Source organism: Streptomyces sp. NPDC058663 (genome assembly GCF_042716745.1).
Lineage (GTDB): Bacteria > Actinomycetota > Actinomycetes > Streptomycetales > Streptomycetaceae > Streptomyces.
Map to the genome: position 1 here is coordinate 47,250 of NZ_JBHXRV010000024.1, position 23,783 is coordinate 71,032.

The following is a 23,783-nucleotide window of genomic DNA, read 5'->3' on the forward strand; positions in this document are numbered from 1 at the left end:
AGCAAAAATGCTGGTCGCAGTGGAGTCGGGCAGCCGGTTCGCCGGCTGCCCGGAGCCCTGCGGAGGACAGACGACGAGACGAGACGGAGAGCACGCGTGACACGCAGCGTGTACGTGACCGGCATCGACCGGGGGGACGGCCGCCAGGTCGTCGAGCTGGGAGTCATGGAACTCCTGACCCGCCAGGTGGACCGGGTGGGCGTGTTCCGCCCGCTGGTGCACGACGGGCCCGACCGCCTCTTCGACCTGCTCCGGGCCCGCTACCGGCTGTCCCAGGACCCGGCGACGGTGTACGGGATGGACTATCAGGAGGCGTCCGCCCTGCAGGCCGAGAAGGGCACCGACGAGCTGGTCTCCCAGCTCGTGGACCGCTTCCACCGGGTGGCGCGCGGGTACGAGGTGGTGCTCGTACTGGGTACGGACTTCGCCGACACCCAGCTCCCCGACGAGCTGGCGCTCAACGCACGCCTGGCGAACGAGTTCGGCGCCTCGGTCATCCCCGTCGTCGGCGGCAGGAACCAGTTCGCCGAATCGGTCCGCGCCGAGGCCCGCAACGCCTACCGCGCTTACGACGGCCTGGGCTGCGACGTACTGGCCCTGGTCGTGAACCGGGTGTCGCCGCCCGACCGCGCCCAGATAGCGGAGAAGCTCAACGACAACCGCCGCCTGCCGGTGCCCGCGTACGTGCTCCCCGACGACGCCGCCCTGTCCGCGCCGACCGTCGCACAGATCACCCAGGCACTGGGCGGCACGGTCCTGCTCGGTGACGACTCCGGCCTGGCGCGCGACGCCGTCGACTTCGTCTTCGGCGGCGCCATGCTGCCGAACTTCCTCAACGCGCTGACCCCCGGCTGCCTGGTCGTCACCCCCGGCGACCGCTCCGACCTGGTCGTGGGCTCGCTGGCCGCGCACAGTGCGGGCACCCCGCCGATCGCGGGCGTGCTGCTCACCCTCGACGAGCGCCCCGGCAAGGAGATCCTGACGCTCGCGTCGCGGCTCGCGCCCGGCACCCCGGTGGTCTCGGTGGCAGGCGGCTCCTTCCCGACCGCGGGCGAGCTGTTCGCCCTGGAGGGCAAGCTGAACGCGGCCACCCCGCGCAAGGCGGAGACCGCACTGGGCCTCTTCGAGCGGCACGTGGACACCGCGGACCTGCTGAACCGGATGTCGGTGGCGCGCAGCAGCCGGGTCACCCCGATGATGTTCGAACACGAGCTCCTGGAGCAGGCCCGCTCGGACCGCCGCCGCGTGGTGCTGCCGGAGGGCACCGAGGAGCGCGTACTGCGCGCGGCCGACGTGCTGCTGCGCCGCGACGTCTGCGACCTCACCCTGCTCGGCGACGTGGACGTCATCCGCAAGAAGGCCGCCGACCTGGGCGTCGACCTCGGCACCACCCAGCTGATCGACCCGCAGACCTCCGAGCTGCGGCAGTCCTTCGCCGAGCGGTACGCCCAGCTGCGCGCCCACAAGGGCGTCTCCGTGGAGCTGGCGCACGACGTGGTCGCCGATGTGAACTACTTCGGCACGCTGATGGTCCAGGAGGGGCTGGCCGACGGCATGGTCTCCGGCTCGGTGCACTCCACCGCGGCCACCATCCGCCCCGCCTTCGAGATCATCAAGACCAAGCCGGACGCCCGAATCGTCTCCTCGGTCTTCTTCATGTGCCTGGCCGACAAGGTGCTGGTGTACGGCGACTGCGCGGTCAATCCGGACCCCGACGCGGTGCAGCTCGCGGACGTCGCGATCCAGTCGGCGGCCACCGCCGCCCAGTTCGGGGTGGAGCCCCGGGTGGCGATGCTGTCGTACTCCACCGGCACCTCCGGGGCGGGCGCGGACGTCGACAAGGTCCGCGAGGCCACCGGGCTGGTCCGCTCCTCGCGTCCCGACCTGCTGGTCGAGGGGCCGATCCAGTACGACGCCGCCGTGGAGCCCTCGGTCGCCGCGACCAAGCTGCCAGGATCCGAGGTCGCGGGCCAGGCGAGCGTGCTGATCTTCCCGGACCTGAACACCGGCAACAACACCTACAAGGCGGTGCAGCGCTCGGCGGGCGCCGTCGCCGTGGGACCCGTCCTCCAGGGCCTGCGCAAGCCGGTCAACGACCTGTCGCGCGGCGCCCTCGTGCAGGACATCGTCAACACGGTCGCGATCACCGCGATCCAGGCCCAGGGCGAGAGCGCATGACCTCCGTACCCGTACCGATAGGCACTTCCGTGACTGCTTCCCCCACCCGCATCCTCGTTCTCAACTCCGGCTCCTCGTCGGTGAAGTACCAGCTGCTGGACATGCGCGACCGGTCGCGGCTGGCCGTCGGCCTGGTCGAGAAGATCGGCGAGGACACCTCCGCGCTGGTGCACACGCCGCTGACCGGCGAGGGCGCCGGAGCCAAGCGCGTCCAGGAGATCCGGTTCGCCGACCACTCCGAGGCGCTCCAGGCGGTCGCCCTGGAGCTGGCCGCCGACGGGATCGGCCTGGACTCCCCCGAGCTCGCGGCGATCGGCCACCGGGTGGTGCACGGCGGACTGAAGTTCTCCGCGCCGACCGTCATCACGGACGAGGTCATGGCGGAGATCGAGCGCCTGGTCCCGGTCGCCCCGCTGCACAACCCGGCGAACATCACCGGCATCAGGACGGCCAGGGCGCTGCGGCCCGACCTCCCCCAGGTCGCCGTGTTCGACACCGCGTTCCACACGACGATGCCGGAGTACGCGGCCCGGTACGCGATCGACGTCGAGACCGCCGACGCGCACCGCATCCGCCGCTACGGCTTCCACGGCACCTCGCACGCCTACGTCTCGCGCAGGACGGCGGCGCTGCTGGGCAAGGACCCCTCCGAGGTCAACGTCATCGTGCTGCACCTGGGCAACGGCGCCTCGGCCTCCGCCGTCGCGGGCGGCCGGTGCGTCGACACGTCGATGGGGCTCACCCCGCTCGAAGGCCTGGTCATGGGCACCCGGTCCGGTGACCTCGACCCGGCGGTGATCTTCCACCTGGAGCGGGTTGCGGGAATGTCGAGCGACGAAATCGACACGCTCCTCAACAAGAAGAGCGGTCTTGTCGGGCTCTGCGGCGACAACGACATGCGGGAAATCCGCCGGCGCATCGACGCGGGCGACAAGCAGGCCGAACTCGCCTTCGAGATCTACATCCACCGGCTGAAGAAGTACATCGGCGCGTACTGCGCCGTCCTCGGCAAGGTGGACGCGGTGGCCTTCACGGCGGGCGTCGGCGAGAACGCGGCACCGGTGCGCGCGGCAGCCGTGGCGGGTCTGGAGGAGCTGGGTCTGGCAGTGGACGCGGAGCTCAATTCTGTACGTTCCGACGAACCCCGGTTCATTTCTCCGGAGTACGCACGGGTAGCCGTGGCCGTTGTACCGACGGACGAAGAACTGGAAATCGCGATGCAGGTCTACGACCTCGTCGGCAATTGATTCCGGAGCCCGTCTGAGCACCTGCCCGCCCATTTGTACATTCCACCAGACGGAATATTCCGCAGCGAAACAAACCGATAGGATCCGCCTTATGCGCCGTTCCAAAATCGTCTGCACCCTTGGCCCCGCCGTCGACTCGCACGAGCAGCTCGTCGCTCTGATCGAAGCCGGCATGAGCGTGGCCCGATTCAACTTCAGCCACGGCACCCACGAGGAGCACCAGGGCCGGTACGACCGCGTCCGCCAGGCCGCTGCCGAGACCGGCCGCGCGGTGGGCGTGCTCGCCGACCTCCAGGGCCCCAAGATCCGTCTGGCGAAGTTCGCCGAGGGCCCCGTCGAGCTCGTCCGCGGGGACGAGTTCACCATCACCGCCGAGGACGTCCCGGGCGACAAGTCCATCTGCGGCACCACGTACAAGGGCCTGCCGGGCGACGTCCAGAAGGGCGACCCGATCCTCATCAACGACGGCAACGTCGAGCTGAAGGTCGTCTCGGTGGACGGTCCCCGGGTGAAGACGATCGTCATCGAGGGCGGCGTCATCTCCGACCACAAGGGCATCAACCTGCCCGGCGCGGCGGTCAACGTCCCGGCCCTCTCGGAGAAGGACGTCGACGACCTCCGTTTCGCCCTGCGGATGGGCTGCGACCTGGTCGCCCTGTCCTTCGTGCGCGACGCCGACGACGTCAAGGACGTCCACAAGGTGATGGACGAGGAGGGCCGCCGGGTCCCCGTCATCGCCAAGGTGGAGAAGCCGCAGGCCGTCGAGCACATGGAGGGCGTCGTCATGGCGTTCGACGGTGTGATGGTGGCCCGTGGCGACCTGGCCGTCGAGTACCCGCTCGAAAAGGTCCCGATGGTGCAGAAGCGCCTCATCGAGCTGTGCCGCCGCAACGCCAAGCCGGTCATCGTCGCGACCCAGATGATGGAGTCGATGATCACCAACTCGCGCCCCACGCGCGCCGAGGCGTCCGACGTCGCCAACGCGATCCTGGACGGTGCGGACGCGGTCATGCTGTCCGCCGAGTCCTCGGTCGGCGCGTACCCGATCGAGACCGTCAAGACGATGTCGAAGATCGTCGTCGCGGCCGAGGAGGAGCTGCTGTCGAAGGGGCTCCAGCCGCTCGTCCCGGGCAAGAAGCCCCGCACCCAGGGCGGTTCCGTCGCCCGTGCCGCGTGCGAGATCGCGGACTTCCTGGACGGCAAGGCGCTGGTCGCCTTCACCCAGTCCGGTGACACGGCCCGCCGGCTGTCGCGCTATCGCACGGCCCAGCCGATCCTGGCATTCACCACCGACGAGGCCACCCGCAACCAGCTCGCGCTGAGCTGGGGCGTCGAGTCCTTCGTGGTCCCGCACGTGGACAACACGGACGCCATGGTCGACCTGGTCGACGCCGAGCTGCTGAAGCTCCAGCGCTACAACAGCGGCGACACCATGATCATCACGGCGGGCTCGCCCCCCGGCATCCCCGGCACCACGAACATGGTGCGGGTGCACCACCTGGGCGGCGAAGGGTCCGCTGCCTGAGGGCGGCCGGCACCCTGATCGCCCTTGGCGCGCGGGCAAACGCGGACGGCCCGTCTTCAGCTGATGCTGGAGGCGGGCCGTCCGCGTGCCGGGTGGCGCGGGCCGGCTAGTCGGCCGCCGCCTGCCCGGTGCCCGGGCCCGTGAAGTAGTTGTGCAGGCCGGGGACGGTCAGGGTGCCGCCGAACTGACCGGCCTGGGTGACCTTCGCCTTGGTGAACATCGCGATGGGGACGTTCAGCGGAGGCGGGGTCTGCGGGCTGAAGGTGACCGGGATGAGGCCGAAGAGGTTGCCCTTCAGCTCCTCCGTGTACATCGTGACCGTGCCCCGGCGCAGGGTCGAGGTGGAGCCCTTGCTCGCCTGGACGTGACCGGTGGTGCCGCCCGGGCCCACGGTCATCTGGTGCAGGTCCTTGATGTCCGTTTCCTTGGCGGTGAACTTCAGGACCTTCTTGATCTTCCCGCCCGCGGTGCGGACCTCGACGATGCCCTCGTAGTTGAGGCCCCGCAGGGTCAGCATCGACGTTTCCAGCGTCCACGGGTCGTCCGGCAGGGCGGGGATGCCCGGCTCCAGCTTCGCGTCCGCGAGGGCCTGGGGGTCGGCGGCGGGGCACGGGAAGGGGAGGGTGCCGTCGGCGTTCGGGACGAGGTCGGGTTTGCCGTCGCCGTCCTGGTCGAGGTCGGCGACCTCGATGCCGAGCTTCTCGGCGGCGTCGCGGATCACCTTCTCGGTCTTCTCCGCGGCGGCGTCCGCCTTGGCCTTGGCATCCTTGGCGGCCTTGTCGAGCGCGTCCTTGGCCTCCTCGGCCTTTCTGGCTTCCTCGGCCTTCTTGGCGCCCTCGGCCTTCTGCTCGCGTGCGTCCTCGGCGCCCCCGTCCTTCGCCGCCCCGCCGACGCCGGCAGTCGGCGCCTTGGCCCCCCCGGTGCCCTTGGGGGCCGCCGCGCCGCTGCCCGGAGCGGCCGGGGCTTCTGCCTTCGGGGTCGGTTTCGGGGCGGGGGCCGAGGTGGCGGGGGCTGAGGGGGCTGCCGGGGTCTCCTGCTTCTTGCCGCCGAGGCCGTCGAAGAAGTCCTTGATCTTGTCGCCGACGCCCAGCGGGTCGAGCGGGTTCTCGGGCTCCGGCTCCGGCTCCGTCGTGGCGGGCGCCGGGGCGGCGCCGTCCGCCGGCTTCTTGGCCGGCGGGTCCGCGGCGTCGTCCGCCGGATCCTGCGTGCCGCCCTTGCCGGGGGCCTGCGTGCCGCCCTTGCCGGGGGCCCGGGTGGCGCCCGGGGCCGGGGTCGTGCCCGGCTTCGCACCGTCCGCGGCGCCGTCCCCGGCGCCCTCCCCGGCCTTGTCCTTCTCGGCGGCCGCCTTGTCCTTGCCGGCGGCGTCCTTGCCCTCGGCGTCCTTGCCGGGCTTGCCGTCGGCGTCCTCGTCGGCCGCGTCCGGCTGCGTCACGCACGGGCCGGGGGCGAACGGGTTCGCCGGCTCGTCCGCGGCCATCGCCAGCTTCGGCGTCAGGCTCATCCCGACGAACACCGCCGTCGGCATCGCCGCGAGGGCCAGCGCCTTGCCCGCCGGCATGTGGAGCTTGGTCAGCAGCGACTTCCGTGGAGCCGCGTGGCGCGGCCCGCTTCTCGCGCGCACCGCCTCTCCCCCGGCCACGTTCACCTGGGCCTCGTCACCCCGCACTGTTCCTCCTGCCCTTGGCGTCGACGGATGGGTCGGTCGTGCTCGTGTCCGGTCCCGCACCGCTTCCCGGCGTCTCGCTCTTGGTGAGGTCGGTCCTCGGCGGCTCCGATGGCCGCGGCAGTTGACCCAGGGCCATGGTCTGCTCGGCGGCGGGAGCGGAACCGAATACCGGAGCCGGAGCCGGAGCCGGAGCCGCGGCCGAAGCCGGGGCCGAAGCCGAAGCCGGGGCCAAAACCGAGGCCGAAGCCTCCGGCTCCGTGGCGGGCTTGGCCGGTGCCCAGGCGATGGACAGCGCACCGCCCACCATCGCGAGCAGGAAGCCGATGAGGAATCCGCCGATGTTGGACACCGGGATGGACACCAGTGCCAGCAGGATCGAGGCCACCCCGGCGAAGATCCGCACGATGGAGTGGAACCACATCGTCAGGCCCAGCGTGACCAGCAGCACGCCGATGATCAGCGATCCGGCGCCCGTCGTGGTCGCCATGGTGAGCGTGAGCGCGCCCATCCTGACGTCGTTGTACGGGAAGTACAGGATCGGGACGCCACCGATGATGGTGAGGAGTCCCGCCCAGAACGGCCGGACGCCCCGCCAGGCGCGAAAGCGCAGCCGCCAGTAGTGGAAGTCGCGGCTCTGGCTCGGAACCGAGGTCTCGGCGCTCATGAAAACAGCTCCCTGGAACCGGTGTTGCTGTGCAGAAGAGGAGGGCGAGGGAGCGGGCGGGACGCCAGAGGGGTGTCCCGCCCGCAGGGGGTGCTTAGTAGCACTCCTTGACGCCCTTGTGCAGGCGCAGGCTCAGGCCGCTGAGCTTGAAGGTGCCCGCCGAGGTCGCCCAGGCGCGCTGCTTCACCTTGGTCAGCACGGCCGTGTCGGCCTGTTGGGCGAAGCCGAACTTGTTGGCCTGGGTGTTGGGCTGGATGCCCGGGCCCTTCTTGGCCTCGCCCGCCGCGACACCGATGTCGATGTTCGAGAACTCCGCGTCGGCGTCGAGCTCGGCGACGTCGAGGTAGATGTTCTCGGCGTGCACCGGCGTACCGCCCGTGCCCGCCGTCAGCACCAGGCTGACGCTGCCGAAGACCGGGACGCCGGGCGTGACGACCGACTGGCACATGTTGGTGATGTCGGCGGTCTTGAAGCCGGAGACCGCGACCGGGTGAGCGGTCGGGTTCCCCTTCAGATCGGTGCCGGTGGCGAGACTGCCGTACTGCACGAAGCCCTTGCCGTCCAGCTTGTCCGCCGTGACCTTGAAGTCCTGGCCGGAGACGCTGAACGAGGCCGCCAGCGCCCCCTGTGCCATGGCGACGCCTATCGCGGCGGTCGCGGCCACGCTCGGCACCATCACGACGGCGAACCGACGCCATCTGGTTCCACCGCGTACTGCTGAGCTCATGTACTTTCCTCCTTCTCGGACGTACATCTCCGGTACGGGCAGGGCCCGTCCTGGGATGGGAGAGTGCTACGTCCTCGGAGTACGAGCGCCCGCGTCGGAGCCTTGGGCGCGAGCCACGTCCGAAACCACCGGCGCTCACCCCGAGCGACAACCACTGGCCACGCGTTCGCGCAACCTGCTGGACAGGCCCCGCCGATCCGGCGGGGACCCCCCTGTCCAGAGCCGGCGGCAGGCCGCCGGCCCGCCCGGTGGGGACCCTGGCGACCCACGGCCCGACCGAATTGTCAGGCGTGGGTGAAGGACCGAGCGTGGCCGATCGTGGTGCATGGCGGGGCTCGGCACAAGAGGGTTCGTTACTCGCTGGTAACGGGGGGATAACCGAAGCGCCGCCGCCCGGTCTCGCAGGGTCGCGGACCACTGCTCCGGGTGACGCGGAAAAGCAGGAGATTGCCGCAAGAAGGCGGACAGAAGGGCGAGTTCGCCTTACTGCGAGTAACAGCGGCCGCGCTTACCAATTTTTGGTAAAGCGCGGCCGCGTCTCGTCACTGTGTCGCCAAATCAGCGCGCTGCCGGAGGGCATCGCGGGTGCTGCGGGGGCGGGTTGCGGGGTGGTGGAGGTTTAAGGACCCAGAAGCCTCATATGCACCCCGAACCACCCTCGTACCGCAGCGGCTTCGCTCAGAAAAGCACCCGCGCGAGTGCCGTCCTGGCCGCGCTCACCCGGGGGTCGTCGGCGCCGATGGCGTCGAAGAGCTCCAGCAGGCGGACCCGCGCCGCGTCCCGGTCGTCGCCGAAGGTGACGCGCACCGTGTCGACGAGCCGCGCGAAGGCGTCCTCGACGTGGCCGCCCGCGAAGTCCAGCTCGGCCGCGGCGATCTGCGCGGCCGGGTCCGCCGGGCGCTCGGCCGCGTCCTTGCGGGTCTGCTGCGGGTCCAGCCCGGTCACGCGGCCGAGCAGTTCGGCCTGGACGAGACCGGCCTTGGCGTCCGGGTTCGCCGGGTCGTCCGCGAGAACGTTCCGGTACGCCTGGACGGCGCCGGCGAAGTCATTGGCGTTGAGCGCGTCCACCGCCGCGTCGAGCAGGGCGTCGTAAGGACCCGCCGGTACGGCGGCCTCGGCCTCGGCGGGCGCGTCCCCCGCGGCGACCTGAACACCGGTCAGACCGAAACGCTCCTCGCCGACCTGGATCAGCTGGTCGAGGGTCTCGCGGATCTGCTGCTCGGGGGCGACCCCCTGGAAGAGCGGCAGGGCCTGCCCCGCGACGACGGCGAAGACGGCCGGGATGCCCTGGATCCCGAACTGCTGCATCAGCATCTGGTTGGCGTCGACGTCGACCTTGGCCAGGACGAACCGGCCCTGGTACTCCTGGGTGAGGCGCTCCAGCAACGGGCCGAGCTGCTTGCACGGCTCGCACCACTCGGCCCAGAAGTCGATGACGACCGGGACCTCTGCGGAGCGCTGGAGGACGTCTCGTTCGAACCCTGCCTCGTCGACGTCGAAGACGAGGTGGGAGGCGGGCACGGCTGCGGTGCCACCCTGCCGGGCGGCCTCGGCGCGGGCCTGCTCCGCCTTCTGGCGGGCCTCGCCGGCCGCTTTCACCGCGGCGAGGTCTACGACGCCGCTCATGGACATGTTCCTAGGCTGCATGCGTACATCCTCCCCCCTCGGGCCCCGCTACGGAAAAGCCGTACCGGTACTGCCGTGCGCCTGCCGTGGAGCGGCCGCGCACGGTACTGATGAACGGTGGTGCGGGGGCGCCGGGTCCCCACCTGGCGCCAGTGGTTGTCGCTCGGCCCGGCCATGACGGCGGAGGGCTTTCGCTACGGGTCGTAGCGTAACTCCAAGGCCTCCGCGGGTGCACGGTGATCTCCCTCACGATCCCTGGTCACAGACCTGCGGAAGCCGACCTGCTCGCCGGTATGGTCTGCGGCATGTCCGCACCCGCCACTCCCCCACCGCCCCGCACGGGACGTCCCCGCAGCCTCACCGCGGACGCCGCGATCCTGGCGGCGACCCGGGACGCGCTGGTGGAGCTGGGCTGGTCGAAGCTGACGATGGGCGATGTCGCACAGCGCGCGGGGGTCGCCAAGACCACCCTCTACCGCCGCTGGGCGCACAAGAACGAGCTCGTGGTGGACGCGGTCGCGGTCCTCTTCGACGAGCTCGAACTCCCGGACCGGGGCAGCCTGCCGTCTGACGTGCAGGGCGTGGTGCTCCAGTTCGCCGCGCTGCTCGAGCGGCCGGAGACGAAGACGGCGCTGATGGCGGTGGTCGCGGAGTCCACCAGGGACCTGGCCCTGCGCGAACGGATCCGCTCGGCGATCGTGGACCGGCAGAAGCGGCTCGTCCTGCTGGGCCGGGAACGCGCGCAGGCCCGCGGCGAACTGCCGTACGAGGAGTCCCCCGCACAGGCAGCCCGCAACGCGGACCTGATCTTCGATGTGATCGCCGGCGCCGTCGTCCACCGGGCACTGGTCAGCGCGGAACCGGTGGACGAGGCGTGGGCACACCGCTTTACGTCGCTGCTGGTGAGCGGCCTGGGCGGGGTCCAGGGCCGGTAGTCGTCGGGCCTGGTCGCCCCTGACCGGCGGGCGTCAGACCTGGTAGCGGTCGGAAGCGAAGAGGTGGACGTTCTCGGCCACCCACTCGCTGGTCCGCCCGAGCCCTTCCTCCAGGGTCGTCCGCGGCTCCCAGCCCGCCCATGCGCGGGCCCGCGTGTTGTCGGAGAGCAGCCGTTCGACCTCGCTGCCCGGGGGCCGCAGCCTGGCGGGGTCGACGACCACCTCCGCGTCCCTCCCGGAGGCGGCGATCAGCGCGGCCGCCAGCTCGCCGATGGCGATCTCCCGGCCCGTGCCGAGGTTGACGGTCTCGCCGAGCGCCCGGTCGCACTCCGCCATCGCGAGGAAGCCGCGCGCGGTGTCGGTGACGTAGGTGAAGTCGCGGGTCGGGGTGAGCGAGCCGAGCTTGATCTGCCGGGCGCCCGCGTGGAGCTGGGCCAGGATGGCCGGGATGACGGCGCGGGCGGACTGCCTGGGTCCGTAGGTGTTGAAGGGGCGCACGACCGTCACCGGCAGCTCGAAGGCGTGGTGGAAGCTGAGCGCCGTCATATCGGCGCCGATCTTGGAGGCGGAGTACGGCGACTGCGGCTGGAGCGGGTGCTGCTCGCTGATCGGGGCGGTCAGGGCGGTGCCGTACACCTCGCTGGTGGAGGTGTGGACGAGGCGGCGGACGGAGTGCCGGCGGCAGGCCTCGGCGACGTTCTCTGTGCCGACGACATTGGTCTGCACGTAGGCGCCGGGCGAGGCGTAGCTGTACGGGATGCCGATCAGGGCGGCGAGGTGGAAGACGGTGTCCGTGCCGGCGACGGCGTCCGACACCCGGCCCGCGTCGCGCACGTCGCCCGCGAACATCTCGACCTGCGGGTTCGTCAGGTGGTGTTTGAGGAAGCCCTTCTCGGCGTACGGCTTGTAGTGCACGAAGGCCCGCACGTCCGCGCCCCGCTCCACGAGCAGGTCCACCAGCGTGGAGCCGATGAAGCCCTCAGCTCCGGTGACGAGGACCTTGCGGCCGTTCCAGTCGAGACGGTCGTTGCTCATGACGTGTGCTCCAGTTCGCGCTGTACGAGGCTGAGTTCGGGAAGGTCTGCGAGGCGCAGCACCTGGGCGGCAAGGAGGTCGGCGGCCTGGGCGTGGGTGCTGGGACGGACCGCGCGGGACATCGCGGCGAGCCGGGCCGGGTCTGCGAGCAGCGGTTCGACGAGTGCGGCCAGCCGCTCGGTGGTGGTCTCCGCGTCCGGTACGAGGTGGGCCGCGCCCGCGTCGGAGAGCACCCGGGCGTTGTGCGTCTGGTGGTCGCCGGGGGCGTGCGGATAGGGGACGAGCACGGCGGGCACGCCGACGGTCTCCAGCTCGGCGACGGTCGCGGACCCGGCCCGGCAGACGACCAGGTCGGCGGCGGCGTACGCCAGGTCCATCCGGTCCAGGTACGGCACGACGGTCGCGACCGGATTCCCCCCGGTCCGCTGCCGGGTCTCCGCGAGCTTGGCAGGTCCCGTCTTGATCAGCAGGTGTACGTCGTCCCGCCCGCGCCACCGCTCGGTGAGTCCGGTGGCCGCCTCGGTGAGCCTGGCGGCGCCGAGGCTTCCCCCGTTGAAGAGCACGAGCCGTGCCGTCGCGGGGACGCCCAGGGTCCGCCGGGCTTCGGCGCGCAGTCCTTCCCGGTCGAGGCGGGCGAGGGACGCGGCGATGGGCATGCCCACCGTCAGGGCGTGCCGGCCGCCCGCCAGGTGGGCGCGGCTGCGGTCGAAGGCGATCGCGATGTTGCCGGTGAGGCGGGCCGCGAACTGGTTCGCCCGGCCGGGGACGGCGTTCGACTCGTGGATGATGCTCGGCAGCCCGGCCGTCCTCGCGCCGACGATCACGGGGGCGCTGGGGTAGCCGCCCATGCCGACGGCGACGTGTGCGCCCTGCGCCTTGAGGATCGCGCGGGCCTGCGCACCCGACTTCAGCAGCGCCGCCGGGAGCAGGTACCTCTTCGCCCCCAGCGACGGGTCGAAGGGGATCATGTCGACGGTGTGCAGCCGGTATCCGGCCCCCGGTATGAGCTCCGTCTCCAGGCCCCGGGTCGTGCCGACGAAGGAGATGACGGCGTCGGGCACGGCCCGGCGCAGGGCTTCGGCGAGTGCGAGCCCCGGGTAGATGTGTCCCCCGGTGCCGCCCGCCCCGATCACGACTGAGAGTGGTGTGCGCATGGCCGCCACACTCACGAAGATCCTTAAGAAGGATCTAAGAGCCCGGTTCGGCATGATTCATGCCATGACGAAGATCCTGGTGGCGGACGACGAGCCGGAAGTGCGGGCCGCCGTCGAGGACGGCCTGACGATCGAGGGGTACGAGGTGCGGGGCGTGCCCGACGGTCTCGCGGCGCTGTCCGCGCTCGGCATCTGGCAGCCGGACGCGCTCGTGCTGGACGTGATGATGCCGGTGCTGGACGGCCTCGCGGTGTGCCGCCGGCTGCGCGCGGTCGGCGACCGCACCCCGGTCCTCGTCCTCACCGCTCTCGACTCGGTGAGCGACCGGGTCGACGGCCTGGACGCGGGCGCCGACGACTACCTCGTCAAGCCCTTCGCGCTCGACGAGCTGGTCGCCAGGGTGCGGGCGCTGCTGCGGCGCGCCGCCCCGCTGCCGGAGGAGGACGGCTCCCTCGCGTTCGCGGATCTGGTCGTCGACCCGGTCACCCGCACGGGCCACCGTTCCGGGCGCCCGCTGGAGTTCAGCCGCACGGAATGCGCCCTGCTGGAGCTCCTGCTCCGTCATCCGGGCCAGGTGCTCCCCCGCGAGCTGATCCTCGAACTCGTCTGGGGCCGCGACTTCGGCCCGGACTCCAACTCCCTCGCGGTGTACGTGGGTTACCTGCGCCGCAAGCTGGAGGCGGCGGGCGAACGCCGCCTCGTCCACACCGTCCACGGCGTCGGCTACCGCCTGGACGTGGCGTGAGCGGCGGCCGTCGCCGCCGCGCCCTCGGGGCCCGCTGGCGCCGCCACCGCCCGCTGCGCACCCGCCTCGCGGTCTCCGCGTCCGCCGCTGTCGCCCTGGTCGCGATCGGTGTCTGCACGGCCGCGTACTTCGTCATCCGGTACGAGATGTACCACCAGCTCGACCTGCACCTGACCCAGTCGGCGACGCGCATCGTGCAGGCGGACCGCCACCCGGCGACCGGGGTGCTGTCGGGCGAGTGCCGCTTTCTCTCCGCCCCCGCGTGCGCCCAGGTCGTACCCTCGGATCCGGCGGAGGACTCCCGGGAGCGGTACGTCCTTCCCGTCTCGCCGCCGGTCCGTGAGGTGGCGTCGGGGCAGCGCGCCCCGTACTTCTCCAACTTCCGGTACGAGGGCCACCCGGCCCGTCTCGCGGTCACCCCGATCGGCGGCGGCCGGGCCCTCCAGCTCGCCCTGCGCGCCGACTCGGTGGAGCGGGGAGTCCGGCAGGCGGCCCTGCTCCTGTCGGCGGTGGGGGCGGCCGGTGTGCTGCTGGCCGCCGCGCTCGGTTACTGGGTTTCGCGGACCGGACTGGCCCCGGTGGCCCGCCTCACCGCCACCGCCGAGCGCATCGCCGCCACCCGCGACCCGCGTCACCGCATCGAGCTCCCGCCGGGCCCGTCCTCGCGCGAGGACGAGGTCACCCGCCTCGCCACGAGCTTCAACACCATGCTCGGCGAACTGGAACAGTCGGTGTCCGCCCAGCGCCGCCTGGTCGCCGACGCCTCCCACGAACTGCGCACCCCCCTCACCGCCCTGCGCACCAACGCCGAACTCCTGGCCCGGGCCGACCGGTTGAGTCCGGAGCAGCGGGAGCGGGCGTCGGGGGCGCTGGGCCGTCAGCTGCGCGAGGTGACGGGCCTGGTCAACGACCTGATCGAACTCGCCAGGGACGAGGAGCCGCAGCCGCTGCTGGAGGAGGTCCGCCCGGCCGCCCTCGTCGAGCACGCGGTGGCGGCGGCCGCCGCCCACTGGCCGTCCACGCCCTTACCCCTGCACGTGGCCCCCGACGCCGTGCCGGTCACCCTGCCCGGCGTCCCGGCCCGGCTGACCCGCCTCCTGACGAACCTCCTGGACAACGCGGCGAAGTTCAGCCCGCCCAAGGCCCCGGTGGAAGTCGAACTGACCGTGGTCGGCGCGCACCTGGAACTCACGGTCCGCGACCACGGCCCCGGCATCGCTCCCGAGGACCTCCCGTACGTCTTCGACCGCTTCTACCGCGCGGAAGCCGCCCGCGCCCTGCCCGGCTCGGGCCTGGGCCTGGCCATGGCCCGCCAGATCGCCCGCGCCCACGGCGCAGAACTGACGGCGGAACGGGCAGCGGGCGGCGGGGCGCTGTTCCGCTTGCGGTTCGGGGATCCCACGGTCAGCTGACGTGGGCCGGGCCCCACACAGCCTGCTCGACTCTTCCGAGTGGCACGCAAAGGAATGCCGCCCCGCCCGGCCCTGCTGCCGGCTCGGTAAGGAGCAACACTGCCGAAGCGAGACGGCGTGGCGATGTCCGAGTTACCCGCTGCACACGATCGAAGTCGAGCCCGAGGTACGCGCGTGGCTGGAGACCCGACGTCTGCAGTAGGCCGGAGGAGGACTCATGAGCAGCGGATACCACACCAGCTGGACGGTCCCGCCCGAGCACTGTGAAGACCCCGCCTACCGTGCAGCAGGCCGCCGGATGGACTTCGCGCAGGCCGTCTACGACCGGCGTTCCGCTCTGGGCTGGAGCACCGCGGAACTGGCCCGGCGGGCCAGAATGGCCGAGTCGGACATCGAGTCCGTCAAGGAGAGCGCGGTGGATCCCACCCTGGAGCTGATCGAGCTGCTCGCTGCGGCCCTGGACACGGGGCCCGTATCGACCCCGGCTCGACCCCGGAATTCCGGTTTGAGGGGCACGCCGCCTGAGCAGTCCGGGGGCGCCGGATCCGGCGCCCGGTTGTGCCCGGTGACACCAGTGTCAACTCCCCGTCCCGTCCCCCGCATTCCCGATTCCGATGTGACTCTTCGCCGTCTACTCCTCCCTTTCCCGCGCCCCGCCGGGCCCGCATACTCCGAGTCGGCATCCGCCAGGAAGCCCCTGTGAAGCCGACCCAGAGGATTTGCATGCCCGACCGCCCCACACTCGCCGCAGCCGCCGCCGGGACCTGGAAGCTCGGTGGTGAGCTGGCCGTCCGCCGTCTCGGTTACGGCACCATGCGCCTTCCGCAGATCGGGGCGGCGTTCGACGCCGCCTCCGCCCCGCGCGACCGGGGCGAGGCCGTCGCCCTGCTCCGCCGGGCCGTGGGCCTCGGTGTGAACCACTTCGACACCGCGGCCTTCTACTTCTCCTCGGCGCACTCCGCCAACGAACTGCTCCGGGAGGCCTTCCACCCGTACGCCGAGGACCTCGTCATCACCACCAAGGTGTGGCCGGCCCGTACCCCGGACGGGGAGTGGTGGTACGCCGAGCCCCATCAGCTCCGGGGCCAGGTCGAGGAGAACCTGCGCCAGCTGGGCCGGGACCATCTCGACGTCGTCAATCTCCGCATCCCGCGCAGCAGGTCGACCGGCTCCATCGCCGAGCACTTCGGTGCCCTCGCCGATCTGCGCGAGGCCGGGCTCATCCGGCACCTGGGCGTCTCCAACGTCACGGCCGCCCACCTCGCGGAGGCCCTGACCATCGCGCCGGTGGTCTGCGTGCAGAACCCGTACGGCCCGGGGGCGGCGGCCGAAGACACGGCGCTGCTGCGCAACTGCGGCGAGCAGGGCATCGCGTTCGTCCCCTTCTACGCCATCGCGGGGGCGGGCCGCGAGACCGGCGCGACGGGCGCCGAGGAGGAGCGGGTCCTCGCGGTCGCCCGCGCCCACGATGCCTCGCCCGCCCAGGTCCGCCTGGCCTGGACCCTCCAGCAGGGCCCGCACGTCCTGGCCATCCCGGGGACGGGCGACCCGGCCCACCTCGCGGCGAACGTCGCCGCCGCCTCGCTGCGGCTCACCGCGGCGGAAATGGCGCTGCTGGAGTCGCCCGGCACCGTCCCGGCCTAGCGGGCCTGCCCGGCGGGTCCTGCCCGGCGGGCCGGCGGCGGGTCCTGCCCGGCGGGCCGGCGGCGGGTCCTGCCCGGCGGGCCGGCGGCGGGTCCACCCCGGCGGCGGCCTACTGCCAGGGGTGGGTGCTCTGCTTCGCGTTGGCGGTCATGCGGCGCAGGACCTTCAGTGCGGCCACGTACTCCTCGTCGCTCACACCCTCGTGGACCTGGGCGCGCAGCCGGGTGACCAACTGCTTGACCTCCGCCTTGCCGCTGCGGCCCGACTCCGTGAGGGAGAGGCGGTCCTGCGGGTCCGCCGTGAGCCAGCCCCGGTGCAGGAGCTGGTCGATCACGCGGGGGATGTCGTACGGGGTCTCGGCGACGTCCGCGAGGGCGGCGATCACCTCGGCGCGGGTGGAAGGGGCCGCGTCGACGCGGTTCAGCACCCACCACTGGGGCTGGGTGACGTCGTAGTGGGCCATGGAGTCGCGCAGCAGGTTCTTCACTGCGGTGCTCGCCACGCCCGTCCAGTAGGCGACGGGCTGCGAGGCGAGGTCGGCGTCGGCGGCGTGGGGGTCGGCGGTGGTGATCACGGGTGCGGTGGCTTCTGTGGTCGTCATGCGGGCGACGCTATGACCTCAACCGAGGTTGAGGTCAAGCGCCCTTCCGCACCAACTTCCGCTAGAACCCCGGCGGTTCGACGTACACGCCCCACTCGTCCCGCAGCACCCCGCAGATCTCGCCCAGCGTCGCCTCGGCGCGTACCGCCTCCAGCATCGGCTCGATCATGTTGGATCCTTCGCGGGCCGCGGCCAGCATGGCGTCCAGCGAGGCCCGCACCTCGGCGTCGTCGCGGCGTGCCTTGCGCTCGGTGAGCACCCGCACCTGCTCCGTCTCGACCTCGTGGCTGACCCGCAGGATCTCCAGGTCGCCGGTGACCGAGCCGGTCGCGGTGTTCACGCCGACGACCTTCTTCTCGCCCTTCTCCAGGGCGCGCTGGTACTGGAAGGCGGACTCGGCGATCTCGCCGGTGAACCAGCCGTCCTCGATGCCGCGCAGGATGCCCGAGGTGATCGGGCCGATCGGGTGCTGGTTGTCGGGGTGGGCGCGCAGGCCGCGTTCCCTGATCTGGTCGAAGATCTTCTCGGCCTCGGCCTCGATGCGGTCGGTCAGCTGCTCGACGTACCAGGAGCCGCCGAGGGGGTCGGCGACGTTGGCGACGCCGGTCTCCTCCATGAGGACCTGCTGGGTGCGCAGCGCGATCTCCGCGGCCTGCTCGGACGGCAGTGCCAGGGTCTCGTCGAGGGCGTTGGTGTGCAGGGAGTTGGTGCCGCCGAGCACGGCGGAGAGGGCTTCGACGGCGGTGCGTACGACGTTGTTGTACGGCTGCTGGGCGGTGAGGGAGACGCCCGCCGTCTGGGTGTGGAAGCGCAGCCACTGTGCCTTGTCGGTCTTCGCCCCGTACACCTCCTTCATCCAGCGGGCCCAGATCCGGCGCGCGGCACGGAACTTGGCGATCTCCTCGAAGAAGTCCAGGTGCGCGTCGAAGAAGAAGGACAGGCCGGGGGCGAAGACGTCGACGTCCAGGCCGCGGGACAGGCCGAGTTCGACGTAGCCGAAGCCGTCGGCGAGGGTGTACGCCAGCTCCTGTGCGGCCGTCGCCCCCGCCTCGCGGATGTGGTAGCCGGAGACCGAGAGCGGCTTGTACGCGGGGATGCCCGCCGCGCAGTGCTCCATCAGGTCACCGATCAGGCGCAGGTGCGGCTCCGGCTGGAAGAGCCACTCCTTCTGCGCGATGTACTCCTTGAAGATGTCGGTCTGGAGCGTGCCGTTGAGAGTGGCGGGGTCGACGCCCTGCCGCTCGGCGGCGACCAGGTACATGCAGAAGACGGGGACGGCGGGCCCGCTGATCGTCATCGACGTGGTGACGTCACCGAGCGGGATGTCCTGGAAGAGGACCTCCATGTCGGCGGCCGAGTCGATGGCGACCCCGCAGTGCCCGACCTCGCCGAGCGCGCGCGGCTCGTCGGAGTCGCGGCCCATCAGCGTGGGCATGTCGAAGGCGACGGAGAGTCCGCCGCCGCCGGCCGCGAGGATCATCTTGTAGCGCTCGTTGGTCTGCTCGGCGTTGCCGAAGCCGGCGAACTGGCGGATGGTCCAGGTCCGGCCGCGGTAGCCGGTGGCGTGCAGCCCTCGGGTGAAGGGGTACTCCCCCGGCCAGCCGATGCGCTCGAAGCCCTCGTACGCGTCGCCGGGGCGCGGGCCGTAGACGGGTTCGACCTCGTCGCCGGAGAGCGTGCTGAAGTCGGCGTCGCGCTTGCGCGCCTTGTCGTACCGGGCCTGCCAGCGCTGGCGGCCCTCTTCGATCCGGTCGGCGTCCATGCTCTCCAATTTACTAGGACGTCCTAGTAAATGTCGATGGACAACCGCCGTACGAATCCGTACGGCGGGGGTGCCCGGCTGTTATGCCCGGGCGGTGACCGGTCCCTCGTCCTTGATCAGCGGCTCGACCTCGCGGACGACCTTGCGCTCCACGAAGAAGGCGGCGGTCGGGATGGTCCCCGCGATCAGCACCCAGAGCTGCTTCTTCACCGGCCACTTCGCCTTGGAGCCCAGGTCGAACGCGAAGATCAGGTAGAGGACGTACAGCCAGCCGTGGGCGATGCCGACGAACGTGGTGAAGCCCGCCGCGCCGTCCATGCCCAGCAACCGCTTGGCGATGAAACCGCCGGTCAGCAGGATCAGCAGGACGCCGGTGACGTAGGCCATCACGCGGTAGCGGGTCAGCACGCTTCGTTTCATGCCGTCGAGCCTAACCGGACGTACGGGGCGATCTTGCGGCGGGCCGTACCCGTTCCACGGGCCGGTGGCCTACGCCTCGTCGAAGTCCTTCGCCGCCACCCGCAGCGGGCGCAGCATCGCGAAGATCTCCGCGCACTCCTCGGCGTCGTACACCCCGAGCCCGAAGTCCATGGCCATCAGGTCGCGGGTGGCGCTCTCCACGACCTCGCGGCCCTTGGCTGTGATGGAGGCGAGGGTGCCGCGTCCGTCGTTCGGGTTCGGCCGCTTGTCGACGAGGCCGGACTTCACCAGCCGGTCGACGGTGTTGGTGACCGAGGTCGGGTGGACCATGAGCCGCTCGCCGATCTTCGACATGGGCAGCTCGCCCGCCTTGGAGAAGGTGAGCAGCACCAGTGCTTCGTACCGGGCGAAGGTCAGCCCGTACGGCTTGACGACGGCGTCGACCTCCGCGAGGAGGATCTGGTGGGCGCGCATGACCGAAGTGATCGCGGCCATCGAGGGCACGGGGCCCCAGCGCTGCTGCCAGAGTTCGTCGGCGCGAGAGATGGGGTCGAAGGGGAGGCTGAGCGGCTTCGGCACAGAGCGACCCTACCGGTCGGTCATATGCTGGTCGGCCCTGTCTCGCGGATCGGTACGACGATGTCCTCATCCGTCCGGCGGACCTCGGCGATCAGCAGCAGGGCGGCGAGCGTGCCGAGGACGCCGGCGCCGGTCACCACCAGGTGGACGGGGAAGAACTCGGCGGCCAGCCCCGCCAGGGCCATCCCGATCCCCTGGACGGTCATCAGCCCGGCGGTCTGCAGGGTCATGCCGCGGCCGCGCAGTTCCTCCGGCAGCGCGTCGACGAACCACTGGTCGAGCCCGAGGACGTACGCCCCGCCCGCGCCCGCCAGCGCGAGGAGGGACGCCGCCCATCCGACGCCCGGCACGGTGACGTACCCGAGCAGGGGCAGCAGGCCGAGGGCGGCGAGCGGCAGCACCAGGCGGGAGCGGGTGCGCGGGGAGAGGGCGGAGCCCGCGTACAGCTCGGCGGCGATGTGGCCGACGGGCATCGCGCACATCAGCAGGCCGAGGGCGACCGGGCCCACCCCGATGGCGTCGGCGTACGGGGCTGCGAGCGCCTCCGGCACCACGACGAAGCCGGTGGGCACCCAGAACAGCAGCATCAGCGCGCGCAGCCGCCGGTTGCCGAACACGAGCCGTGCCCCGGCCAGGGAGTCGCACAGCAGCACGCCGCCGCGCCCGCCCGCCGCGCCGGTGCGGGCCGGGCGCTTCTTCGTGCCGAAGCGCAGCAGCAGCGCCGAGCAGAGGAAGGTGCAGACGGTGACGGTGATCGCTCCGCGCGGGGAGACCGCGGCGAGCAGCAGCCCGCCGGCGCCGAACCCGACGAGCACGGCGCTCTGCGACACGATCCGCAGCAGCGACCGGCCCAGGACGTACAGCTCGCCGTCCCCGAGGATGTCGGCGAGCGTCGCCATCCGGGTGCCGGAGAACACCGGCGAGACGGCGGCCACCAGGCAGCGCAGGGCGAGCAGGCCGGCGACGGGCGTCCCCGGAAGCACCATGCCGGCCGCACAGACGGCACAGAACAGATCGCACACGACGAGCACGCGCCGTGCCGGGTAGCGGTCGGCGATCCCGGAGAGCAGGGTGCCGCCGATCAGGTAGGGGAGGAAGCCGAGGGCGAAGGTGAGAGCGGAGAGGAGGGGCGAGGAGGTGAGGTCGTAGACGAGGACGGTCAGTGCGATCTCGCTGACGACGACACCGAGCAGGGAGAGGAGATGGGCGACGAACACGGCCCGGAACTCGGGCACCCCGAAGAGCGCGGGATAGCCCCAGGAAGCGGACTCGGCGAGCGGCTCCGGGGACACCGGAGAGGTGGGTACGGACATGTCGGCGAGCGTGTCAGCGGCCGTTTCGTGTCGGTACTCTTTCGGCGTGGGCCGAATCCTGGTCCGAATCCTGGGCGGGACCCCGGGACCCCGGGACCCCGGGACCCCGGGACGCCGGGACGCCGGGACGCCGGGACGCCGGGACCCCGGACGCTGGGACCCCGGGAACTCGGGACCCGGGAACTCGGGACCCCGGGACGCCGGACGCCGGGCCGCCGGGACCCCGGGGCCCCAAGGCACCGGGATGGGGGCGCGGTCGGCCCCCTGAGCCACCGTGCCGCCGTCCCCGCTCTTCCACCGTGCCGCCGTCCCCGCCCACGGAACCGTCCGCCCCAGGAGAAGCCCCCTTGGCCTACCACCTCGATTTTCATCAGAGCTCCCTCACCCGCTGCCGCTTCGCCGCCTCCCCGCTCTGGGAGACCCAGGAGGCCGTGCGGACCCTCGCGCGGCCCGCGCGGCACGGGCACCACCTTCCCTGGCTGCGGCGCGTCCGTTCCGCCGCGCAGGCGCTCGATCTGCGGCCGCTCTGGCTGCTGATGCCCGAGCGCGGCTTCACCCCCGGCTTCTTCGGGCCGCCGCCCGCCGGGTCCGGTGCCTCCTTCGCGCAGGAGATCGCCGCCGCCCGCCGCACCGATCCGGCCGTGGTGCACGCGGAGATCGTCCGGGCGCTGGACTGCACGCCCGGGGCGGCGGACTCGGGGACGGGCCGGGCGCTGCTCGCCGACCCCGTGGCTGCTCTGGCGGAGCTGACCGGCCTGCTGGAGGCCGCCTGGCGGGCGCTGGTGGAACCCGACTGGCCACGGCTGCGCGACCTCTTCGAGGCGGACATCCTCTTCCACTCCCGGCGCCTCGCCCAGGGCGGGCTTCAGGCCCTGTTCTCTGAGCTGCACCCCCGGCTGGCCTGGGCGCCGCCCACCCTCACCCTCACCACCCGGTCGGGGTGGGAGGAACGCCAGCAGCTGGACGGCCGGGGGCTGGTGCTGATGCCGAGCCTGTTCTGCTGGCCGGATCTGGCGACCGGGTTCGACGGGCCCTGGCAGCCCGCGCTCGTCTACCCGGCCCGGGGCATCGGCGCCCTGTGGAGCGAGCAGGCGGCCATCGGCACCCCCGACGCCCTCGCCCGCCTCCTGGGCCGGGCCCGCGCCGACGTCCTGTGCGCACTCGGCGAACCCTCCTCCACCTCCGCCCTCGCCCTGCGCCTGGGCCTCGCCCCGTCCTCCGTCTCCGCCCACCTCACCACCCTGCGCGACGCCGGCCTCCTGGTGTCCCGCCGTTACGGCCATCAGGTGCTGTACGAACGCACGCCGCTCGGCATCGCTCTCGCCACGGGCACGTGACCCTCGGCATCACCCTCACCACCGGCACGTGACCCTCGGCATCACCCTCGCCACCGGCACATGGCCTCGCGCACTCCCGGGTCGTAACACCGCATCAGATGTCCGACATGCCAGGATTGGGCGTTCGTATCCGCCAGTCAGCAGTCGTCCCGAGGGGGCTGGATGTCCGGCCGAAGGATCTTCCGTACGCGTACGTCGACCGGCCTCGCACTCGCCGCCCTGCTGACCGCGGCGGTGGGCTGCGGCTCGCCCGGTCCCGCCGAGGAGCAGCCGCAGCCCCGGCAGCCCTCGGGGGCGCCGTCGGGGCCGCCCGTCCAGGCCTCCCCCTTCTGGGTGGACCCCGAGTCCAGCGCCGCGAAGCAGGTGGCGGAGTGGACCGCGCAGGGGCGTACCGACGACGCGAACCAGATCAGGAAGATCTCCGAGCGGCCGGTCGCCAACTGGCCCGCCGGGGACGACCCGGCCCCGGACGTCCGCCGGGTCACCACGGGCGCCGCCAAGGAGGGCAGGACCGCGGTTCTGGTCGCCTACAACATCCCGCACCGCGACTGCGGCCAGCACAGCGCGGGCGGCGCCGCCGACGCGAACGCCTACCGCACCTGGATCGACTCCTTCGCCCGCTCCATCGGCGACGCGTCCGCCACCGTCGTACTGGAGCCCGACGCCGTACCGCACATCGTCGACGGCTGCACCCCCGCCGAGGCGCACGGCGAGCGCAACGCCCTGCTCACCGGGGCCATCGACCGGCTCAAGCGGCAGCCGCGCACCAAGGTGTACCTGGACGCCGGGAATCCGGCCTGGATCGACGATCCGGGCAAGCTGGTGGATCCGCTGAAGCGCGCCGGGATCGGCAAGGCCGACGGGTTCTCACTGAACGTCTCGAACTTCCAGCGCGACAAGCAGGTCAAGGAGTACGGCGCCCAGCTGGCCGGGCTGCTGGGCGGCGCCCACTTCGTCATCGACTCCAGCAGGAACGGCGCGGGCCCGCTGCCCGGGTCCCGCGGCGACGCCTGGTGCAATCCGACCGGCCGGGCGCTGGGCACCCCGCCCACCGACAGGACCGGGGACCCGCTGCTCGACGCGTACCTGTGGATCAAGCGGCCCGGCGACTCGGACGGCGAGTGCCGGGGCGGCCCCCCGGCCGGGACCTGGTGGCCGGACTACGCGCTGGGGCTGGCCCGCAAGTCGCGCTGATCCGGAGCCACTTCGCCCC

The 23,783-nt window shown here is 71.9% G+C and carries 21 protein-coding genes; 10 read left to right on the plus strand and 11 right to left on the minus strand.

Going from position 1 to position 23,783, the window contains the following annotated elements; genetic code table 11:
• Positions 1–96 precede the first annotated feature (96 nt).
• The 3 genes from pta to pyk all read left to right on the plus strand — a co-directional run bounded on the left by pta (position 97) and on the right by pyk (position 4,950).
• Positions 97–2,178: a phosphate acetyltransferase gene (gene pta, locus ACFWVV_RS18995; RefSeq protein WP_384352109.1), complete on the plus strand. Its 2,082-nt coding sequence runs from the start codon at positions 97–99 to the stop codon at positions 2,176–2,178.
• Positions 2,175–3,425, plus strand: a complete 1,251-nt coding sequence (locus ACFWVV_RS19000) for an acetate kinase (RefSeq protein ID WP_384422733.1) — start codon at positions 2,175–2,177, stop codon at positions 3,423–3,425. Before pta ends, ACFWVV_RS19000 begins: the two co-directional genes overlap by 4 nt.
• 91 nt (positions 3,426–3,516) lie before the next feature.
• Positions 3,517–4,950: a pyruvate kinase gene (gene pyk / locus ACFWVV_RS19005; protein ID WP_384352103.1), complete on the plus strand. Its 1,434-nt coding sequence runs from the start codon at positions 3,517–3,519 to the stop codon at positions 4,948–4,950.
• Positions 4,951–5,056: 106 nt separating this feature from the next.
• Here the strand turns inward: pyk and ACFWVV_RS19010 are convergent, their stop codons facing one another.
• The 4 genes from ACFWVV_RS19010 to ACFWVV_RS19025 form a co-directional block, all read right to left on the minus strand.
• Positions 5,057–6,616: a hypothetical protein gene (locus ACFWVV_RS19010; RefSeq protein WP_384352101.1), complete on the minus strand. Its 1,560-nt coding sequence runs from the start codon at positions 6,614–6,616 to the stop codon at positions 5,057–5,059.
• Complete coding sequence (locus ACFWVV_RS19015) at positions 6,606–7,280, minus strand: DUF6114 domain-containing protein (protein ID WP_384352098.1); 675 nt, start codon at positions 7,278–7,280, stop codon at positions 6,606–6,608. The genes ACFWVV_RS19010 and ACFWVV_RS19015 overlap by 11 nt, the downstream gene beginning before the upstream one ends.
• 94 nt (positions 7,281–7,374) lie before the next feature.
• Positions 7,375–8,007, minus strand: a complete 633-nt coding sequence (locus ACFWVV_RS19020; RefSeq protein ID WP_384352095.1) for a DUF6230 family protein — start codon at positions 8,005–8,007, stop codon at positions 7,375–7,377.
• Between the two features lie 678 nt (positions 8,008–8,685).
• Positions 8,686–9,654: a tetratricopeptide repeat protein gene (locus ACFWVV_RS19025; RefSeq protein WP_384352092.1), complete on the minus strand. Its 969-nt coding sequence runs from the start codon at positions 9,652–9,654 to the stop codon at positions 8,686–8,688.
• Between the two features lie 284 nt (positions 9,655–9,938).
• Here ACFWVV_RS19025 and ACFWVV_RS19030 point away from each other — a divergent pair, with 284 nt between their 5' ends.
• On the plus strand, positions 9,939–10,568 hold the full coding sequence (locus ACFWVV_RS19030) for a TetR/AcrR family transcriptional regulator (protein ID WP_384352089.1): 630 nt from the start codon (positions 9,939–9,941) through the stop codon (positions 10,566–10,568).
• A gap of 33 nt (positions 10,569–10,601) precedes the next feature.
• Here the strand turns inward: ACFWVV_RS19030 and ACFWVV_RS19035 are convergent, their stop codons facing one another.
• Both ACFWVV_RS19035 and ACFWVV_RS19040 read right to left on the minus strand, forming a co-directional pair.
• Entirely contained in the window at positions 10,602–11,603 is a 1,002-nt protein-coding gene (locus tag ACFWVV_RS19035) for a GDP-mannose 4,6-dehydratase (protein ID WP_384352086.1), read from the minus strand.
• A complete protein-coding gene (locus ACFWVV_RS19040; RefSeq protein WP_384352083.1) occupies positions 11,600–12,757 on the minus strand; it encodes a glycosyltransferase in 1,158 nt (385 codons plus the stop codon). Before ACFWVV_RS19040 ends, ACFWVV_RS19035 begins: the two co-directional genes overlap by 4 nt.
• A 52-nt stretch (positions 12,758–12,809) precedes the next feature.
• Here ACFWVV_RS19040 and ACFWVV_RS19045 point away from each other — a divergent pair, with 52 nt between their 5' ends.
• The 4 genes from ACFWVV_RS19045 to ACFWVV_RS19060 all read left to right on the plus strand — a co-directional run bounded on the left by ACFWVV_RS19045 (position 12,810) and on the right by ACFWVV_RS19060 (position 16,558).
• Positions 12,810–13,502 (plus strand): response regulator transcription factor, encoded by a 693-nt coding sequence (locus ACFWVV_RS19045; RefSeq protein ID WP_384352185.1) that lies wholly within the window; start codon positions 12,810–12,812, stop codon positions 13,500–13,502.
• Positions 13,499–14,914: an ATP-binding protein gene (locus tag ACFWVV_RS19050; RefSeq protein WP_384352080.1), complete on the plus strand. Its 1,416-nt coding sequence runs from the start codon at positions 13,499–13,501 to the stop codon at positions 14,912–14,914. Before ACFWVV_RS19045 ends, ACFWVV_RS19050 begins: the two co-directional genes overlap by 4 nt.
• A gap of 217 nt (positions 14,915–15,131) precedes the next feature.
• Positions 15,132–15,617: a multiprotein-bridging factor 1 family protein gene (locus ACFWVV_RS19055; protein WP_384352077.1), complete on the plus strand. Its 486-nt coding sequence runs from the start codon at positions 15,132–15,134 to the stop codon at positions 15,615–15,617.
• Positions 15,618–15,637: 20 nt separating this feature from the next.
• Positions 15,638–16,558 (plus strand): aldo/keto reductase, encoded by a 921-nt coding sequence (locus ACFWVV_RS19060; RefSeq protein WP_384352074.1) that lies wholly within the window; start codon positions 15,638–15,640, stop codon positions 16,556–16,558.
• A 109-nt stretch (positions 16,559–16,667) separates the two neighbouring features.
• On the opposite strand, the gene ACFWVV_RS19065 is transcribed toward ACFWVV_RS19060, so the two are convergent.
• The 5 genes from ACFWVV_RS19065 to ACFWVV_RS19085 form a co-directional block, all read right to left on the minus strand.
• Positions 16,668–17,159, minus strand: a complete 492-nt coding sequence (locus tag ACFWVV_RS19065) for a MarR family winged helix-turn-helix transcriptional regulator (RefSeq protein WP_384352071.1) — start codon at positions 17,157–17,159, stop codon at positions 16,668–16,670.
• A 61-nt stretch (positions 17,160–17,220) separates the two neighbouring features.
• Entirely contained in the window at positions 17,221–18,921 is a 1,701-nt protein-coding gene (locus tag ACFWVV_RS19070; RefSeq protein ID WP_384352068.1) for a methylmalonyl-CoA mutase, read from the minus strand.
• An 81-nt stretch (positions 18,922–19,002) separates the two neighbouring features.
• On the minus strand, positions 19,003–19,341 hold the full coding sequence (locus tag ACFWVV_RS19075; protein WP_384352065.1) for a DUF3817 domain-containing protein: 339 nt from the start codon (positions 19,339–19,341) through the stop codon (positions 19,003–19,005).
• A gap of 69 nt (positions 19,342–19,410) precedes the next feature.
• Positions 19,411–19,920 (minus strand): MarR family winged helix-turn-helix transcriptional regulator, encoded by a 510-nt coding sequence (locus ACFWVV_RS19080; RefSeq protein ID WP_384352062.1) that lies wholly within the window; start codon positions 19,918–19,920, stop codon positions 19,411–19,413.
• A gap of 20 nt (positions 19,921–19,940) precedes the next feature.
• Positions 19,941–21,233: an MFS transporter gene (locus ACFWVV_RS19085; RefSeq protein ID WP_384352059.1), complete on the minus strand. Its 1,293-nt coding sequence runs from the start codon at positions 21,231–21,233 to the stop codon at positions 19,941–19,943.
• A 347-nt stretch (positions 21,234–21,580) separates the two neighbouring features.
• Here ACFWVV_RS19085 and ACFWVV_RS19090 point away from each other — a divergent pair, with 347 nt between their 5' ends.
• Together ACFWVV_RS19090 and ACFWVV_RS19095 are read left to right on the plus strand one after the other, a co-directional pair.
• Positions 21,581–22,570 carry a DUF5937 family protein gene (locus tag ACFWVV_RS19090; protein ID WP_384352056.1) on the plus strand — a complete coding sequence of 330 codons (990 nt, stop codon included), beginning with the start codon at positions 21,581–21,583 and terminating at the stop codon, positions 22,568–22,570.
• Positions 22,571–22,732: 162 nt separating this feature from the next.
• Positions 22,733–23,764, plus strand: a complete 1,032-nt coding sequence (locus ACFWVV_RS19095; protein ID WP_384352053.1) for a glycoside hydrolase family 6 protein — start codon at positions 22,733–22,735, stop codon at positions 23,762–23,764.
• The last annotated feature ends 19 nt before the right edge of the window (positions 23,765–23,783 follow it).

Bases quoted from the DNA above. Each gene is read 5' to 3' on its own strand.
- ACFWVV_RS19085 (WP_384352059.1), bottom strand. From the start codon at position 21,233: ATGTCCGTACCCACCTCTCCGGTGTCCCCGGAGCCGCTCGCCGAGTCC.
- ACFWVV_RS19070 (WP_384352068.1), bottom strand. From the start codon at position 18,921: ATGGACGCCGACCGGATCGAAGAGGGCCGCCAGCGCTGGCAGGCCCGG.
- pyk (WP_384352103.1), top strand. From the start codon at position 3,517: ATGCGCCGTTCCAAAATCGTCTGCACCCTTGGCCCCGCCGTCGACTCG.
- ACFWVV_RS19015 (WP_384352098.1), bottom strand. From the start codon at position 7,280: ATGAGCGCCGAGACCTCGGTTCCGAGCCAGAGCCGCGACTTCCACTAC.
- ACFWVV_RS19045 (WP_384352185.1), top strand. From the start codon at position 12,810: ATGATTCATGCCATGACGAAGATCCTGGTGGCGGACGACGAGCCGGAA.
- ACFWVV_RS19030 (WP_384352089.1), top strand. From the start codon at position 9,939: ATGTCCGCACCCGCCACTCCCCCACCGCCCCGCACGGGACGTCCCCGC.
- ACFWVV_RS19075 (WP_384352065.1), bottom strand. From the start codon at position 19,341: ATGAAACGAAGCGTGCTGACCCGCTACCGCGTGATGGCCTACGTCACC.
- ACFWVV_RS19040 (WP_384352083.1), bottom strand. From the start codon at position 12,757: ATGCGCACACCACTCTCAGTCGTGATCGGGGCGGGCGGCACCGGGGGA.
- ACFWVV_RS19095 (WP_384352053.1), top strand. From the start codon at position 22,733: ATGTCCGGCCGAAGGATCTTCCGTACGCGTACGTCGACCGGCCTCGCA.
- ACFWVV_RS19065 (WP_384352071.1), bottom strand. From the start codon at position 17,159: ATGACGACCACAGAAGCCACCGCACCCGTGATCACCACCGCCGACCCC.
- ACFWVV_RS19055 (WP_384352077.1), top strand. From the start codon at position 15,132: ATGAGCAGCGGATACCACACCAGCTGGACGGTCCCGCCCGAGCACTGT.
- ACFWVV_RS19035 (WP_384352086.1), bottom strand. From the start codon at position 11,603: ATGAGCAACGACCGTCTCGACTGGAACGGCCGCAAGGTCCTCGTCACC.
- ACFWVV_RS19000 (WP_384422733.1), top strand. From the start codon at position 2,175: ATGACCTCCGTACCCGTACCGATAGGCACTTCCGTGACTGCTTCCCCC.
- ACFWVV_RS19025 (WP_384352092.1), bottom strand. From the start codon at position 9,654: ATGCAGCCTAGGAACATGTCCATGAGCGGCGTCGTAGACCTCGCCGCG.
- ACFWVV_RS19060 (WP_384352074.1), top strand. From the start codon at position 15,638: ATGCCCGACCGCCCCACACTCGCCGCAGCCGCCGCCGGGACCTGGAAG.
- ACFWVV_RS19020 (WP_384352095.1), bottom strand. From the start codon at position 8,007: ATGAGCTCAGCAGTACGCGGTGGAACCAGATGGCGTCGGTTCGCCGTC.